The 15,677-nt window shown below is 65.3% G+C and carries 13 protein-coding genes; 3 read left to right on the top strand and 10 right to left on the bottom strand.

Going from position 1 to position 15,677, the window contains the following annotated elements:
- Positions 1-18: 18 nt before the first annotated feature.
- The gene (locus tag LDJ84_RS15345; protein WP_024762514.1) at positions 19-687 is read right to left on the bottom strand and encodes a TetR/AcrR family transcriptional regulator; all 669 of its coding nucleotides are present in this window, start codon (positions 685-687) and stop codon (positions 19-21) included.
- A gap of 102 nt (positions 688-789) precedes the next feature.
- A complete protein-coding gene (gene quiC, locus LDJ84_RS15340) occupies positions 790-2,700 on the bottom strand; it encodes a 3-dehydroshikimate dehydratase QuiC (protein ID WP_038803205.1) in 1,911 nt (636 codons plus the stop codon).
- 533 nt (positions 2,701-3,233) lie between these two features.
- Between quiC and LDJ84_RS15335 the strand changes: the two genes are divergently transcribed.
- Positions 3,234-4,568 carry an MFS transporter gene (locus LDJ84_RS15335; RefSeq protein WP_024762513.1) on the top strand — a complete coding sequence of 445 codons (1,335 nt, stop codon included), beginning with the start codon at positions 3,234-3,236 and terminating at the stop codon, positions 4,566-4,568.
- A gap of 55 nt (positions 4,569-4,623) precedes the next feature.
- Here LDJ84_RS15335 and LDJ84_RS15330 read toward each other — a convergent pair whose 3' ends face one another.
- The 3 genes from LDJ84_RS15330 to LDJ84_RS15320 all read right to left on the bottom strand — a co-directional run bounded on the left by LDJ84_RS15330 (position 4,624) and on the right by LDJ84_RS15320 (position 6,797).
- Positions 4,624-5,043, bottom strand: coding sequence for a cupin domain-containing protein (locus tag LDJ84_RS15330; RefSeq protein ID WP_024762512.1), 420 nt, complete (start codon positions 5,041-5,043; stop codon positions 4,624-4,626).
- Positions 5,044-5,236: 193 nt separating this feature from the next.
- Positions 5,237-6,121, bottom strand: coding sequence for a Dyp-type peroxidase (locus tag LDJ84_RS15325; RefSeq protein WP_024762511.1), 885 nt, complete (start codon positions 6,119-6,121; stop codon positions 5,237-5,239).
- Positions 6,122-6,188: 67 nt separating this feature from the next.
- Entirely contained in the window at positions 6,189-6,797 is a 609-nt protein-coding gene (locus LDJ84_RS15320; RefSeq protein ID WP_024762510.1) for a DedA family protein, read from the bottom strand.
- A gap of 381 nt (positions 6,798-7,178) precedes the next feature.
- Between LDJ84_RS15320 and LDJ84_RS15315 the strand changes: the two genes are divergently transcribed.
- Positions 7,179-8,633: a sodium:solute symporter family protein gene (locus LDJ84_RS15315; protein ID WP_226044943.1), complete on the top strand. Its 1,455-nt coding sequence runs from the start codon at positions 7,179-7,181 to the stop codon at positions 8,631-8,633.
- A gap of 459 nt (positions 8,634-9,092) precedes the next feature.
- Positions 9,093-10,664, top strand: coding sequence for a diguanylate cyclase (locus LDJ84_RS15310; RefSeq protein ID WP_038803204.1), 1,572 nt, complete (start codon positions 9,093-9,095; stop codon positions 10,662-10,664).
- Here LDJ84_RS15310 and LDJ84_RS15305 read toward each other — a convergent pair.
- The 5 genes from LDJ84_RS15305 to LDJ84_RS15285 are packed head-to-tail and all read right to left on the bottom strand — an operon-like array spanning position 10,661 to position 15,508.
- Positions 10,661-11,557 carry a LysR family transcriptional regulator gene (locus LDJ84_RS15305; RefSeq protein WP_052239074.1) on the bottom strand — a complete coding sequence of 299 codons (897 nt, stop codon included), beginning with the start codon at positions 11,555-11,557 and terminating at the stop codon, positions 10,661-10,663. The genes LDJ84_RS15310 and LDJ84_RS15305 overlap by 4 nt on opposite strands.
- 2 nt (positions 11,558-11,559) lie before the next feature.
- Complete coding sequence (locus tag LDJ84_RS15300; RefSeq protein WP_024762508.1) at positions 11,560-11,880, bottom strand: DUF202 domain-containing protein; 321 nt, start codon at positions 11,878-11,880, stop codon at positions 11,560-11,562.
- Positions 11,877-12,242 carry a YidH family protein gene (locus LDJ84_RS15295; RefSeq protein WP_024762507.1) on the bottom strand — a complete coding sequence of 122 codons (366 nt, stop codon included), beginning with the start codon at positions 12,240-12,242 and terminating at the stop codon, positions 11,877-11,879. The genes LDJ84_RS15300 and LDJ84_RS15295 overlap by 4 nt, the downstream gene beginning before the upstream one ends.
- A gap of 27 nt (positions 12,243-12,269) precedes the next feature.
- Positions 12,270-13,643, bottom strand: a complete 1,374-nt coding sequence (locus LDJ84_RS15290; protein WP_081753930.1) for a DUF1329 domain-containing protein — start codon at positions 13,641-13,643, stop codon at positions 12,270-12,272.
- 14 nt (positions 13,644-13,657) lie between these two features.
- Entirely contained in the window at positions 13,658-15,508 is a 1,851-nt protein-coding gene (locus LDJ84_RS15285; protein WP_024762505.1) for a DUF1302 domain-containing protein, read from the bottom strand.
- Positions 15,509-15,677 lie beyond the last annotated feature (169 nt).

Below are 15,677 nucleotides of genomic sequence, written 5' to 3'. Positions count from 1 at the left end.
GCTCCAAATCCTGCCGGCCTAGGGCTGGACGTAGCGCAACACCGCCTCGACGATCATGTCCTTGTGCCGCGCCTTGATCGCCGGGTCCTCCAGCTCGATCTGGAACAGCGATCCGACCGTGTGGCGGTTGGACACGCGATAGAAGCAGAACCCGCTGATCAGCATATGCACGTCAATGGCCTGCAGGCCGCCACGGAACGCGCCGCTGGTGGCGCCACGCTGGAGGATGTCCTCGATGGTACGCAGGATGTTGCTGTTCATCGAACGGATTGCCTCGGAGCCGGAAGCAAACTGGCCGTAGTGGATGTTCTCGATGCTGACGATGCGCACGAAATCCACGTTGCGGTCGTGGTGGTCGAAGGTGAAATCCACCAGCCGGCGCATGGCTTCCAGCGGCTCCAGCTCAGCCAGGTGCAGCGTCTGCTCGGTGCCGCGGATGTCGCCGTAGAGCTTCTCCAGTACGGCCTGGTAGAGCTGTTCCTTGCTGCCGAAGTAGTAGTAGATCATCCGCTTCGAGGTATTCATGCGCTCGGCGATGGCATCCACCCGCGCCCCGGAAAGACCCTGCTGGACGAACTCGACGATGGCCGCCTGGAGAATATCCTCGCGGGTCTTCTCCGGGTTGTTCTTGCGGCCCCGGCGGGCGGTTTCGGCAGGAATAGGCTGGATGGCGCTGTCGGCAGTCATGGGCTCGGGCATCGGTCCGCCGGCGCCAGTGCGCCGGCTGTGCGGTGAAAGAATCCGCGGATTATGCGCGCCCCAGCGCCCTTCAGGCAAAGCGCAGCGGGCTCAGACCTTCGGCCGGCGCGTGGTACCGTTGCGTGCCTGGGCCATGGCCGCCAGGCGCACGGCGACATTGGCCGCACCATAACCGGCATAACCGCCGCGCCGCTGGATGACTTCGAAGAAGAAGCGCCCCTCGAACGGTTCGGTATAGACGTGGAACAGCTCGCCGCCGTTGGCATCGCGGTCGTAGAGCACATTGAAGTAGGCCAGCTCGCTGAGGAATTCGTCGTCGAAGTCGAAGCGAGCGGCGAGATCGTCATAGTAGTTGAGCGGAATTTCCAGCAGAGGCACGCCGGCATCCTTGGCCCGCGCCACCTCGGCGAAGATGTCCTCGCAGGCGAAGGCGATGTGGTGCACGCCGGAGCCGCGATAACTGGACAACGCGTGGGAGATGGCGGTGTTGCGGTTCTCCGAGATGTTCAGCGGCAACCGCACGCTGCCGTTGGCGCTGCGCAGGGCGCGGCTCTTCACCAGGCCGTAGGGGTCGGGCAGCACCACTTCGTCGTCGGCCTCGAAGTCGAACAGCCCCTTGTAGAACAGCACCCAGCTGTCCAACCCATCCGCCGGCAGGGCCAGGGCCATGTGGTCGATACGCTGCAGCCGGCCACTGGGCCGGGCCTCGGGATCGAGACGAAAGTCCACGTCATAGATGGTCTGCCCGCTGGCACGCTCTTCAACCAAGTAGATAAGGCTGCCGTCCGGCGCACGCACAGCGGGAATCTCTCGCTCGTTGGGGCCGACCAACCCGCGATACGGCTGGCCCTTGTAGTCCTGTGCACGCTCCAGAGCGCTGGCGGCGCCACGCACGCGCAATGCGGTGGCGCATAACGACGGGCCATGGGCTTCGAAGAAGCTGTGGCCGAAGGAATAGGGTTCGGCGTTGAGCACGATATTGATGTCGCCCTGGCGCAGCAGGCTGACCGCCTTGGAGCAATGTTCGCCGGCGCGGGCGAAGCCCAGGCGCTCCAGCCAGTTGCCCAGGCGCGCGCCAAGGGCTTCGTCCACGGCGAATTCGAGGAACTCCACACCATCAAGCTGGCTGGCCGGTGGCGGCGCGAACAGGCAGTCCAGTTGTTCCTGCGGCATGCCTTCGCCGAGCAGGCGCTCGCGGGTCTTCTCCTCCAGATACAGCAGCGAACGCAGGCCATCGGCGGCGTTGGCCCGCGGCGGCGCGGCGCGGAAGCCGTCGTTGAAGATTTCCAGCGACAGCGGGCCGCGATAGCCACTCTGGAGGATCGGCCCAAGGAAGCCCGGCAGATCGAACTCGCCCTGGCCGGGGAAATTGCGGAAGTGCCGGCTCCACTCGAGCACATCCATGGCCAGGATCGGCGCATCGGCCATCTGCACGAAGAAGATCTTCTCCCCCGGAATCTGGGCGATGCCGGCAGGGTCACCCTTGAGCGATAGCGTGTGGAAGCTGTCGAGGATCACACCCAGCGCCGGGTGGTCCACCGCGCGCACCAGGTCCCAGACCTGCTGCCAGGTGTTCACATGACGCCCCCAGGCCAGGGCTTCGTAGCCCACGCGCAGGCCACGGGCGCCGGCGCGCTCGGCGGCGAGGCCGAGGTCCTCGAGGAGGAATTCGCGCTCGCCCAGGCAGTCCGCCGCAACGTTGCTGCACATCAGCACCAGGTCGGTGCCCAGCTCCTGCATCAGGTCGAACTTGCGTTCCAGGCGGTCGAGGTTACGTGGCAGGCGGTCGCGGCGGCAGCCCTCGAAGTCGCGGAACGGCTGGAACAGGGTGATCGCCAGCCCCAGATCGGCACACAGGCGGCGCACGTCGCGCGGGCTGCCGCCATGGTAGAGAAGATCGTTCTCGAAGATTTCCACGCCGTCGAAACCGGCGGCGGCGATGGCTTCGAGCTTGTCCGGCAGGGTCCCGCTCAGGGAAACGGTGGCGATCGAACGTTGCATCTCTGAACTCCTGCCGGGCGGGGTGAGGGGCTTGTTGGAATCGGTCTCCGGCTGAGTCCGATTATTCTGGCGGTCCGGGCCGGCAGCAATTTAAAGTGTACTAACTAGTTAGCTTTGTGTTCGATTACCGAACCAAAGGCCGTTTATCGAATTGACGCTGTTCCGGCCGCTGCTCAAGATTTGGCCACGTCGACGCAAACCGGCTGCCGGGGACCTGCCTCAATCCCTGGAACAACGACAGCCGCTGCGAGATGACTGCGTGTCATCCATAACAATTTCAAGAACGGGTACTTGCTCATGTACATCACTCCCCCCCGCCTCGCTGCCCCCCTTGCGCATCGCCAAACCATCCTGGCCCGCCCGATGCCCGGTTTGTGCACGCCGTCCGGCCACCGCCGCGCGCACTGATTTTCGCCAGCCACCGCACGTCATTCCTGCAACCCTCGCCGATCGGCGGTGGAGTACGCGGAACGCTTGCGGCACGACAATAATTCCCGAGGCTGCGCGTCAGCCCGATAACGGATGGCCCGATCATGATCCATACGCAATCCGCTCCCCTCGCCGCGGTCGCTCCGCACGGTTCTTCCCTCTTCGGCAAGGTGCGTGGCGCCATGGCCGTCGGCAAGGTGCGCTGGGGCATGCTCGCCCTGGTGTTCTTTGCCACTACCCTGAACTACATCGACCGCGCCGCCCTGGGCGTGATGCAGCCGATCCTCGCCGAGAAGATGGCTTGGACGGCCATGGACTACGCCAACATCAACTTCTGGTTCCAGGTCGGCTATGCCATTGGTTTCGTGCTGCAGGGTCGGCTGATCGACCGCATCGGCGTGAAGCGCGCATTCTTCTTCGCCGTGCTGCTGTGGAGCTTCGCCACTGGCGCCCACGGCCTGGCCAGTTCGGCGGCCGGCTTCATGGTCTGCCGCTTCATCCTCGGCCTGACCGAAGCGGCCAACTACCCCGCCTGCGTGAAGACCACGCGTCTCTGGTTCCCCGCCGGCGAACGCGCCATGGCCACCGGTATCTTCAATGCCGGCACCAACGTCGGCGCCATGGTCACGCCTGCCCTGCTGCCGCTGATCCTCGCGGCCTGGGGCTGGCAGGCGGCGTTCCTGTGCATGAGTGCGTTGGGCTTCGTCTGGGTGATCCTGTGGGGCCTGAAGTACTTCAATCCCGACGAACACCCGACGGTGAAGCAGAGCGAGTTGGACTACATCCAGGCAGCCGACGAGCCGCCGGCCGAGCGCGCGCCCTTCTCCGCCATCCTGCGCATGCGCGGCACCTGGGCCTTCGCCGTGGCCCTTTCGCTGACCGCGCCGGTGTTCTGGTTCTACCTCTACTGGCTGCCGCCCTTCCTCAATCAGCAATACGGCCTGGGGATCAGCGTCACCCAGATGGGTATTCCGCTGATGCTGATCTGGTTGACCGCAGACTTCGGCAGCATCGGCGGCGGCATCCTGTCGTCCTGGCTGATCGGTCGCGGCATGAAGCCCATCCATGCGCGCCTGCTGTCGATGTTCATCTGCGCCTGCTGCATCATCGGCGTGGTCTTCGCCGCCAAGGCCAGCGGCCTGTGGATCGCCGTGGCCGCCATCGCCCTGGGGGTGGGTGCGCACCAGGCCTGGACGGCGAACATCTGGAGCCTGGTGATGGACTACACGCCCAAGCACATGATGAGCACGGTGTTCGGCTTCGGCGGCATGTGCGCGGCGATTGGCGGCATGTTCATGACCCAGATCGTCGGCTACATCCTCACCGTCACCCACAACAACTACGCGATCCTCTTCACCCTGATCCCGACCATGTACTTCCTGGCCCTGGCCTGGATGTTCTTCATGGCCCCGCGCCAGGTGCCCGGCGCGCCGGAGTGATCCGCAAGCCACGACGAAGAACCCCGCCAGTTGGCGGGGTTCTGCATTCGGGCATTCACTTCTTCAACGGCGTGAGCACCGGTGCGCCTTCGTCCAGCAGCATCCACACCAGCAACTTGGCCGGCTTCTTGTCGCTGGCGTTGCGCGAGACCAGGTGCGGCGTGTTCGGTGCTTCGTACCAGGACTGGCCGGCCCGGTAGGTCACCGGCTTCTGCCCTTCGAGCTGGGAGATCACCGCGCCCTCGAGTACGTAGGCAAACACCGAGCCGCTGTGCACGTGTGCACCGGACGCCTGGCCCGGCTCGTAGGCAACCGTGATCATCAGGCCCTTCTTGCCGGCGGCATCGGGGAGCTTCTGCTCCTGCTGGACGTCGATTTTCTCCGGGTTGGCCGCATCACCATGGGCGAATACCGGCAGGCTCAGCGCCAGGCCGAGGCCGGCGGACAACAGTTTCAGGGATGCGGATGCGTGCATGGTGGGTACCTCGGGCAGTGGGAACGTGGGGTTCACGCTACGCCTCGGGGTGCATCGGACCAACAGCCAATTCCGCCGAAGATCGGGGTGCCATTGCGGCGCCCTTTCAGTGCAGTGTTGTGCTCGCGAACCAGCGCGTCAGCGCCCACAAAAAGCCCCGCACACTGGCGGGGCTCTCGGGGACGGCGGCGGCTCAGCCGAGCAGCGCGCTCAGGTCCAGCAGCCCGTCCTTGCGCGGCGGGCACCAGTAGTAGCCGCCGGTGAGCGGACGGCTGAAGCGGTACAACGCGTCAGTGATGCCGTCTTCCAGGCCGCTCATGCGGCGCAGTTGCACCTCGAAGGCGTCCAGGGTGCGGCCGAAGGCGAGGAACATCAGCCCCGCGTCCTGGCCCTGGGTCCAGGGCATGGAGCGGCGCACGATGAAGGCTTCGGGCTCGAAGCTCTCCTGCGCGGTGCGCTTGACGTGGGCGGACTCAGGCGCGTCGTCCAGTTCCTCGTTGTCGCTCAGGCGGCGACCCATGATGTCGTCGCGCTCGTGCTGCGGCAGCGCGGCGAAGTCCTGCAGTTGGTGACGCCACTGCTGGATCGCGGCGAAGCTGCCGCCGACCAGACCCGCTGCGTCGCCATCGACGATGGCGGCGGCAATGGCGTCGTCGTCGTGCGGGTTCTCGGTGCCGTCCTCGTAACCGGTCAGGTCGTGGCCAGTACCGTGGCGAAACGCTTCGGTGAGGCAGGTCAGTTCCAGCGCCGGGGCCAGCAGCACCTGGACTTCCTGCGTACGCAGCAGCAGCTCGCCGCGCTCTTCGCCGCGCAGCCAGATCCACAGCGCATGCGGGGTAGACGGGTTGTCCACGCCCACGCCGGAAATGGCCGGGAACTCGCGCAGCCCCTCGATGCGGCGCCCCAGCGCGCGCACCAGCGACTCACCGAAACCGACCACCGCGCCCTCGCCATCGGCGAACTGCAGCAGGCGATCCAGCGCGGCGGGCAGGTCCTGCAGCGATTTCACATCGAAGAACAGATGGCGGGCGTGGGCGGGAACCGGGGTGGCGAGAATGCCGGGCTGGTAAAGGCTCATGACAGCGTCCTTGATCGAAAGAGCGGCGATTCTAATCGCGCCGCGCACGAATCCAAACCGCTCTGTATCAAGGCTTGTGCAAACTTTCCCGGGTTGCCCCGGAATGCGCCTTGCGCCGCTGCCGATGGCGCCGCCACAGCTCCAATCCACCCACCAGCACCAGCACCGCAAGGAAGATCGGCAGCCGATACGGCCGCAGGTTGCCCAGCCAGCGCTCCAGCACCTCCCCCGCCCAGTAGCCGGCGCTGGCGAACAGCAGCGCCCAGCAGAAGGCACCGAGCAGGTTGATCAGCAGGAAGCGCAGCGGCCCTACCCGGCTCGCGCCGATCAGCAACGGCCCGGCCAGGCGCATGCCGTAAAGGAAACGCACGGAGAAGATCGCCAGCAGCGGATGTCGCTCGATCAGCCCGGTGACCCGCTCCACGGCCAACCCACGCCGCTGCAGCCAGGGCAGCGCGCGGTCGCCGGCGCGCCGGCCGGTCCAGTAGAGCAACTGGTCACCCAGGGTGCCGGCCAGGGTCGCCCAGAACACCACCGGCACGTAGGCCAGCAGGCCCTGGTGGGCTGCCAGGCCGGCCAGGATGAGGATCGTCTCGCCCTCCAGCAGGCAACCGATGAACAGCGCCAGGTAGCCGTATTGGGAAAGCAATTGCGCCAGGTCGAAATGCTCGAACATGAAAGTCCTTGAAAGCGTGCCGTGCCAAGAGCCTAGCGGCTCCCAAGCTGTTCTGCTTATCGAACATGGGCTGTAAAAAATAAAAGACTAAACAGTCACTTTTGATCGTTAGCAACCAATCAAATCAATCCTTTAGCGCAACCATTCGTCCAGCAATGTAATTTTTTTCGCTCATTGGCGATTCAAGTGTTTGACATATTTAACGGATTTGGCAGACTGCGGCCCGTTGTCGCAACTGGTTACGTTTTTCCGGCTCCCCTGCCTGGTGCACCGGATGACCTCGGCCGCGCAACACAACAAAAACAACTTTGTCAGTCGTGGCCCACCTGCCCGAGTTTCGTCTCGGCGGTACGGTTCCCGGCGAGCCAACGGAACGAACAAATGCTGATCTGGTTTGTAGCGGTGTATCTGGTGATCACCGTAGCTGTCGGTTTCTACGCCACCACCCGCGTGCACAACTCCTCGGACTACGCGGCCGCCGGTCGTAGCATGTCCTTCCCCCTCGTCGTGACCATGGTGTTCGCCACCTGGTTCGGCTCCGAAGCCGTGCTGGGCATTCCGGCCACCTTCCTCGAAGAAGGCTTCGCCGGGATCATCGAAGACCCCTTCGGCTCCTTCGGTTGCCTGATGCTGGTCGGCGTGGTCTTCGCCCGCCCGCTGTACCGCCTCAACCTGCTCACCATCGGTGACTTCTTCCGCAAGCGCTTCGGCCAACACGTGGAAATCTTCACCAGCCTGGTGATCATCATTTCCTACATGGGCTGGGTCGCTGCGCAGATCACCGCGCTGGGCGTGGTCTTCAGCGTGCTCTCCGACGGCGGCCTGACCACCACCCAGGGCATGATCATCGGCACCATCATCGTCCTGCTGCACACCCTGTTCGGCGGCATGTGGTCGGTGGCGCTGACTGACTTCCTGCAGATGATCATCATCGTCTGCGGCCTGTTCTACCTCGTCTGGCTGATCGGCGACATGGCCGGCGGCCCGGTCAACGTGATCAGCCACGCCGCCAGCGAAGGCAAGTTCACCTTCATGCACGGCACCTCGGCGAAGGACATCGTAGCCTTCCTCGGCGCGGCGGTGACCATGATGTTCGGCTCGATCCCGCAGCAGGACGTCTATGCCCGCGTGATGTCGGCCAAGACCGAGAAGATCGCCCAGCGCGCCACCATGACCGGTGCCTGCTGCTACCTGGTCTTCTGCATGCTGCCGATCTTCCTGATCTACGCCGCCTCGATGATCGAACCGGAGATGGTCAAGCACTGGCTGGCCGAAGACTCCCAGCAGATCCTGCCGCACCTGATCCTGGAACGTACCCCGCTGTTCGCCCAGATCATGTTCTTCGGCGCCCTGCTCTCGGCCATCATGTCCTCCGCCTCGGGCGCCCTGCTGGCCCCGTCGGTAACCCTGACCGAGAACATCGTCAAGCACTTCCTGCCCAACATGAATGACCGCCAGGCCCTGCTGGCCATGCGTTGCAGCGTACTGGCGATGACCGTCGCCACCTGCCTGTTCGCCCTGCTGTCCAACGCCAGCATCTACGAGATGGTCGGCAACGCCTACAAGGTGACCCTGGTCGCCGCCGTGGTGCCGCTGTTCTTCGGCCTGTTCTGGAAGCGCGCCACTACCCAGGGCGCCCTGACCGCCATCGCCTGCGGCCTGATCGGCTGGGTCTCGCTGGAACTTGGCCACCAGGAAGGCGACTTCTGGCCGCCGCAGCTAGTGGGTCTGATCTGCAGCGCCGTCGGCATGATCGTCGGCTCGCTGGCCCCGCAGTTCAGCCAGCACCGTGGCGAGAGCGTGTCGGACATGGCCGCTGCCGCCGCCGGCAACTGATCGCGCCGCAGCTGAAGAAGAAGCCCCGCCTGTGCGGGGCTTTTTCATGGGCGGCGAATCTGCTGAGGTGTTCCCCTGTGTCAGCACTCCCCCAATCGCGCCGCCAGGAAACCCCGGTACGCAACCTCCGGTTGAGCTCACCCTGCAGCTTCCTGCAGAGTTGCCGTCGAGGGCATGGGAGCCAGGCTTGGAGGCACGCCGCACGCCTGCGCCAACAATCGTGACGCGCTGTCTGCCGGGCGTGCTGCCCTCCCGGGCGGCTGAACCGCCCCGGCACAGGTGACTGGCGGCTCATCCCTGCCTATCCTGAACTTCGACCCGTCGAAGACAGACGAACCAGGCAGCCCGCCCCAGTACAGAGCCCGGCCCCATGGACAGCCACCTGAAATCGCGCCCCGGCGCAGAGAACTGCCCCCTCGTCGAAGCTCCCGGTGCGCCTCGCCCACCTGCGGTGGCCGCATGAAGCGCTGGAGCCGCAAGCCGCTGACCCTGCGGCTGCTGATCCTGCTCTTCGTCCTGCTCGCCGCCCTGGCGACCCTCGGCAACAGCCTGGTCGTGGCCTATACCGTGCAACGTTCGGCGCTGATCCATACCACCCTGGAGGCCAACCGCGCCTATGCCGCCAAGGTCGCCTCCAGCATCAGCGAGTTTATCGATTCGGCGCAGCGCAACCTGGCCTTCAGCGCCAATATCCTCGCAACGCATCAGGGGGATCGCGGGGTGTTGCGCGCCGAAGCGATGCGCCTGCAATCCCAGGACACTTACTTCAACTCCATCGCCATCGTCGATGCTCACGGCAAGGTCCTGGAGGCCTACCCTGACTCGCTGCAGATAGTCGGCACCACGCTGCGCTCGGTGGGTGTGCAGCAGGCCCTGCAACTCAAGCAGCCAGTGGTCAGCCAGGCGTATGTGTCCATCGCCGGCAACCTGGTGGTGTTCATCTCCCAGCCCATCGTCAGCCCTTCCGGCGAATACCTCGGGCTGGTCGGCGGCTCGGTCTACATCCTCAAGCAAAGCGTACTGCACACCATCATCGGCAGCCACTTCCACCACGAGGGCACCTATGCCTTCGTCGCCGACGCCAACCGCCGCCTGCTGCACCATCCCGAGGCCCAGCGCGTCGGCGAGCTGCTCAAGGGCAGCCCGACGGTGGAAGCCGCGTTGCGCGGGGAAACCGGCGCAATGGAGGTGCCCAACACCCAAGGCGTGGAAATGCTCGCCGGCTACGCCCAGGTGCCTGAGGCCAACTGGGCCGTGGTGGCGCAGCAGCCCCGCGACCTGAGCCTTGCGCCGCTGGGCCTGCTGATGAAGGACATGTTCTTCGGACTGATCCCCGCCAGCCTGCTCGGCGTGCTGCTGATCTGGGGCGGCGCGCTGTTGATCACCCGACCGCTGCGGCAACTGGCCTACAGCGCCGAGCGCCTGTCGGCACCGGAAACACCGGGCGAGCTGCGCGCCATCAGGACCTGGTACCGCGAGGCCGCGGCCATTCGCCAGGCGCTGTTGACGGGCGTAGGGCTCATGCAGCAGAAGCTCGGCCGGCTCAGCCAGGAAGCCCAGAGCGACGCGCTCACCGGTCTGGCCAATCGCCGCGCCCTCGGCGCAGCCCTGGCAGCACTGGAGCAGTCCGGGCTGTCCTACGCGGTGCTGCTGCTGGATATCGACCACTTCAAGCGAGTCAACGACAGTTGGGGCCATGACGCTGGCGACGAGGCTCTGCGGCGGGTCGCCGGCGTACTGCGCGACTCCTCCCGCAGCGAAGACCTGGCGTGTCGCTCCGGCGGTGAGGAATTCGTCCTGCTGTTGCCGGGAACCAACCTGGAAGCAGCCCGCAGCATCGCCGAGCGTATCCGCGAAACGGTCGCCGGCACACTGATTCCCCAGGTCGGCAAGGTCACGGTGTCCATCGGCGTGGCCGTGGGCGACCGCACGTCGCTTTCCTCCGATGCCGTGCTCAAGCAGGCCGATCAGCGCCTGTATAGCGCCAAGCAGACCGGCCGCAACCGCGTCGTCAGCAACGACGACGCCTAAGCTGCCACGACCAGCGCTGCCAGGCGTGACGCCAGTGCCCGCGCCAGGCCGGCGATTCGCCCGCCATCGTCCAGGCCGGGGGCGATGTAGATGGCCACGGGGAATGCCACGGCTCCGTCCAGGGGCAGTGGCTGGCTGCTCAGGCCCAATATGCCGGCCATGCGCGCCGGTAAAGTCACTCCCAGCGGATGCCGGTCGAGCATCACGCGCGCGGCCAGCACGCTCTGCACCCGGCAGGCAATGTTCCGGCGCAGCCCGCGCAAGCCTAGCTGCAGGTCCACCGGACACAAGCCCGAGCGCCGGGCGGATACCTGAACCTGCGGCAGGCGCAGGTAGTCGACCAGGGATTGCGGCGGTTGCTCCAGCGCCGCGCCGTGGGCGAAGACGTAGTAGTCCGTCAGCACCGTGATGCGCTCGATGCCGTAGCCGAAGGGCACCACCTGATCGATGTCCAGCAGAATGTCCAGCTGGCCACCACGCAGTTCGTCGAAGGCTGCGCGGCGTTGCGGCTGGTAGAAGGTTACCCGCCAGCTCTCGCCAAGCCGCGCCAGTGCCGTGTCGAGGAACAGCGGCTGCAGGCAGTCGATGCAACTGACCCGCAGTTCGGGCGTGGAAGGCTCGCGCCCCGGCACCTGACGCCAGCCTTCGCGCAGGCTCTCGAAGGCCAGGCGCACGTGATCGGCCAGCCGGTGCGCCGCCACGGTGGGCGTCACACCCAGATGGCTCTTGAGGAACAGCGGGTCGCCGCAATGCTTGCGCAGGCGACTCAGGGCGTTGCTCACCGCAGGCTGGCTCAGGCCCATGAGTCGAGCCGCACGGGTGATGCTGCGCTGCTGGTAGATTGCGTCGAAGACCGACAGCAGGTTCAGGTCAAGATCGTACAGGTCGTGCATGGTCAGGTTTCGTCGTGCAGCAGGATCAGGCCGAGCAGCAAGCCGGCGATGAGTATTAGCGCCAGACACAGGCAGGCCACGGCGCAGCCGGTGCCGCCCTGGTGATCTCCGGCGAGCATTCGACAACTGCGCCGGTAGTGGCCGCCCTGCCCGACCAGGCAGACCAGCACGCAGCCCACCAGCAACGCCGCGGGTATCAGCGCCAGCACGGACAGCTCGGCGATACGCCGCAGCACCATCGCCGCCAGCACCAGCAGAAGCAGCAAGGTTCGCATCCAGGCCAGCGTGGTGCGCTCGGCCTGCAATCCGTTATCGCGACTCATTGCCGGAAGCCGATCAGCCCGGCAGCCAGTACGACACAGGTCAGTGCGAGCAGCGGCACCAGCAGCGGCACCGGCAAGGGCCGCCCATGGCGCAGTGCGCGCTCCACGCCCAACCAGCGCAATCCGGCGGCCCCGGCGGTCAGTAGGCCGAGACAAGCCAGCAGCAGCGCCAGGAAGGTTCGCGAGGATCCCGTCAGAGCGGGGCCGATGAATGCGTCCACCGCGACGGCGCCCGCCAGCAGCGCCAGGGAGGTGCGAATCCAGGCCAGGAAGGTGCGCTCGTTGGCCAGGCTGAAACGCGGGTCCGGTTCCTGGCCGCCGCCCAGCAGGCGGTCGGCCAGGCGGCTGCGGTCGCCCTTCATGGATGAAGGCTCACTGGTGCTCGCCCATCAGCGGATACCCAGTCCGCGCAAGGCGCCGGGCGAGTAATCCGAGGTGGTGGCGCGGAAACCGAAGTCATAGCCCCGCGGCTGCTCGTTGCTCATGTTCGAAGCGATGTAGCGCCCGGCCTGCAGGTCGTAGAACACCTGCGCGGCGGACAACAGCACCTGCGCGTCCGGGCGGTAGAAGGTGTGGTTCTCGCCGATCCGCCAGAGCTCGCCACGGCTGTCATACTGATCGTTCTCCACCACGGTCCAGCTGTCCTCGTCGAGGTAGAAGCGGCGCTTGGAGTAGATGTGCCGCGCGCCCGGTTTCAGCGTCGCCTCCACTTCCCAGACACGGTGCAGCTCGTAGCGGGTCTGCGCGGAGTCGATCACGCCGGGCTTGAGAAAGTCTGCATACTTCAGGCTCGGCGAGGCCAGGCGGTAGCTGTTGTAGGGAATGAAAAGCTCCTTCTTGCCGATCAGCTTCCAGTCGTAGCGATCCGGCGCGCCGTTGTACATGTCGCGGCTGTCGGCGGTGCGCAGGCCGGCGGTGGTCGGTCCGGCGGCGTCGTAGGCGTTGTCCGGTGCGCGGCGCACGCGGCGCTGGCCGGAGCTGTAGACCCAGGACAGGCGCGGCTGCTTCACTTGGTCCAGAGTCTCGTGGACCAGCACCACCTCGCCCACCTGGCGCGAGGGCGCGGTGATGCGGTGGCTGTAGTAGAACAGCATGTTGTCCACCTTGCCCGGCTCGTAGTTGCTGACCTGATCGGCCATGGTGAAGCGCTGCTCGGTGGTGGTGATTACATAGTCGCCGCTCGCCTGGGGCGCTGCGCTGTCGTTGACCGACAACAGGCTTCCGCCGCGATAGCGGGTGATGTGGTTCCAGATCGCTTCCAGGCCGTTCTGCGGGATCGGAAAGGCCACCGCACCGTGGAAACCTTCGATGCCATTGCCGTCGTTCACCAGTCTGGCGCCAGTGGCGTTGTGCGCAGCCCAGCCTTTCACCTGCCCGGAGACGCCCGCGCTGCGGCGGCTGGGGTACACCGGCAGCTTGTACTGGCCGGGAAAGCGCTTGAGCAGTGCAATCTGCCCGGCGCTGAGGTTGGCCTGGTACTGCTCGTAGTTGCTCGCATCGATGGTGAACAGCGGCCTGTCCGCGGCATAAGGGTCGGCCGGCGTACCGTTGCCCTGGATCTTCAGGCCGTCGCCGGATAGCCCGCCCTGCCAGGCCGGAATCCTGCCGTCGGTACTGGCGGCACGCTCGGCGCCGATGGGGGTCAGGGAGACTTGCAGCTTGGCGGCGTCTCCGGCCGAGACGGCGGCACAGGCCTCCTGGAGCACGAGGGCCGAGCCCTGGGCCAGGAGGATGGCGGATAACACACAATGGAAGCGTTTCAAGAGGCAGGCTCCGCTTAGAAGTTGATGCCGACCGACAGCGAGACGAAGTCGCGGTCACCGCGAATGCCGTAGTCGCCATCGATGTAGTTGGTGTAGGAAATGCCGGCGTTGTAGGTGCTGTTGAAGTCCGCATCCAGCGACAGGCCGATGGCTTTGGCGCCCTCGTTGAAGCCCGAGACTTCCGCCGGCGCGTAGCCCTTCACATCGTGGGACCAGGAAATCCCCGGCTTGAGGTCGATGCCGGCGATGGCATTGGCGTAGCTCCAGATCGCGCGGGCGCGGTAGCCCCAGGAGAAGGACGTGACGAAGCCGTCGTTGTTGCAGTTCTCTGGTGTAGCCGAGTTGGCGATGCACACCGCGTTGTTGGCCAGTTCGCCGGAGCCGAAGGTGCTGTTGCGCCCATAGCGCGGGCCACCGTTGCCTTCCAGGCCGCCGACGAAGGTGGCGCCCACCTCGCCCACCAGCACCAGCTGATCGGCGCCCATGACCTGGCTGACGCTCTGGGTGGCGGTCATCTGCGCCTGGGTCACTTCCTTGCGGCGGTAGCCGTCGGTGGCGTTGCTGTCGGCGTAAGCCACGACACCGCTGTTGTACAACGGCGTGCGCGACGGATCGCCGAGGCCGGACTGGATCAGGTCAGGGCCGTTGAACTGCAGGGGCAGGTTCGGCCGGTAGCTCAACTCGCCCTGCAGTGCAGTCCCACTGGACAACGTGGTGGCGAAGGTCAGGCCGTACAGGCGGATGTCTTCGGGGTACTCGACGAAGTAGCTGGAAGTGCCCATGCGCAGTGCATCGGTCAGCGTCTTGCCGGCGCTGCTGTTCATCAGGCCGTTGCAGGCCGCTCCGGACAGACCGAGGTTGCCGCAGAGCTGCGGCACGAAGTCGGTGTTGGTCAGGTACGGGCTGCTGATCGAGCCGGTGTATGGCAGGCGGCTATGGTAGTTGGCGGCGTAGACGCCGAATTCGGTGTCCAGCGCCGGTACGAACCAGTGCAGCGACAGGCCCCACTGCCCGCTGTTGCGCGCATCCTGGTCGGCGGCACGCTGCAGGCGGATGCCTTCGCTGGTCAGGTCCACGCCGAACGGCGTCAGCGCACGCACCGCGGCGGCGTTGCCGCTGAGATTCCTGCCCACGTCCAGGCCGGAGCAGCCATCGGGGATGTAGTCATTGTTGGAGAAGAAGGTGCCGCAGTTGTCCAGGTTGGTCTGTTCCCAGTCCAACTGGTAGAAAAAGTCGGCGGAGAGGTTCTCGCTGAGGTTCTGCGTCACGTAGAACAGGTTCACCGGCACCAGTGCGTCCTTCACCTCCGAGCCTGGCCGGCGGATAGCCGACAGGTTGGTCGGGTTGACCACGTTCAGGCCGCCCTGGATGAAAGTGCTTTCACCCCAGTTCACCACCTGCTTGCCCAGGCGCACCGAACCCGGCTCATCGGCGATCTGGAAGTTGTGGTAGACGAAGGCATCGAGCAACTCGAAGCCGGCGGATTTGTTGGCGTTCTTGCGTCCGTTGTCCTCGACGTCCTTGAAGCGCTGGCTCTCGTCACGCAAGGCGTAGTCGTACCAGTAGCTGCCGCGCAGGAACACACCGCTGTCGCCGTATTTCAGCTCCAGATCATGGCGGCCCTTGAAGATCTTCGAGAACACGTCGCCTGCGCGATAGTTGCGGCGGCCGTCATCGCCCGAGGCGCTGCGCATCAGGCGCTGTTCCGGGTTGTGGGTGGACAGGCTCGCGCCCAGCGACAGCGCGGAGTCGAGCTGGCCCTGGATTTCCCCGATGTCGAAGGTGAAACCCCAGGCGGGATGGCAGGCGCAAGTTGCGACCAATAGCCATGAACCTCGCACCATGATGCGAACTTTCGGCGTCATCACTCTTATCCTCTTTATTCTTGTTCGAGCGATCTGCAGGCAATACAAACTCATCCTCGAAAGCACATGAGGCAACATGAACTATCGATCTCAGATGATTGAATTATCTGGATATTTTGAAGAGAAGAATTATTCTTCGAATGAACTTCCAGGATACTTCCGAGATTGT

The organism is Pseudomonas sp. HS-18, from assembly GCF_020401845.1.
Classification (GTDB): domain Bacteria; phylum Pseudomonadota; class Gammaproteobacteria; order Pseudomonadales; family Pseudomonadaceae; genus Pseudomonas; species Pseudomonas nitroreducens.
This window is presented reverse-complemented; position numbering and strand designations above follow the sequence as displayed.

Coding starts and splice junctions, on each gene's coding strand:
- LDJ84_RS15345 (WP_024762514.1), bottom strand. CDS start 687: ATGACTGCCGACAGCGCCATCCAGCCTATTCCTGCCGAAACCGCCCGC.
- quiC (WP_038803205.1), bottom strand. CDS start 2,700: ATGCAACGTTCGATCGCCACCGTTTCCCTGAGCGGGACCCTGCCGGAC.
- LDJ84_RS15335 (WP_024762513.1), top strand. CDS start 3,234: ATGATCCATACGCAATCCGCTCCCCTCGCCGCGGTCGCTCCGCACGGT.
- LDJ84_RS15330 (WP_024762512.1), bottom strand. CDS start 5,043: ATGCACGCATCCGCATCCCTGAAACTGTTGTCCGCCGGCCTCGGCCTG.
- LDJ84_RS15325 (WP_024762511.1), bottom strand. CDS start 6,121: ATGAGCCTTTACCAGCCCGGCATTCTCGCCACCCCGGTTCCCGCCCAC.
- LDJ84_RS15320 (WP_024762510.1), bottom strand. CDS start 6,797: ATGTTCGAGCATTTCGACCTGGCGCAATTGCTTTCCCAATACGGCTAC.
- LDJ84_RS15315 (WP_226044943.1), top strand. CDS start 7,179: ATGCTGATCTGGTTTGTAGCGGTGTATCTGGTGATCACCGTAGCTGTC.
- LDJ84_RS15310 (WP_038803204.1), top strand. CDS start 9,093: ATGAAGCGCTGGAGCCGCAAGCCGCTGACCCTGCGGCTGCTGATCCTG.
- LDJ84_RS15305 (WP_052239074.1), bottom strand. CDS start 11,557: ATGCACGACCTGTACGATCTTGACCTGAACCTGCTGTCGGTCTTCGAC.
- LDJ84_RS15300 (WP_024762508.1), bottom strand. CDS start 11,880: ATGAGTCGCGATAACGGATTGCAGGCCGAGCGCACCACGCTGGCCTGG.
- LDJ84_RS15295 (WP_024762507.1), bottom strand. CDS start 12,242: ATGAAGGGCGACCGCAGCCGCCTGGCCGACCGCCTGCTGGGCGGCGGC.
- LDJ84_RS15285 (WP_024762505.1), bottom strand. CDS start 15,508: ATGACGCCGAAAGTTCGCATCATGGTGCGAGGTTCATGGCTATTGGTC.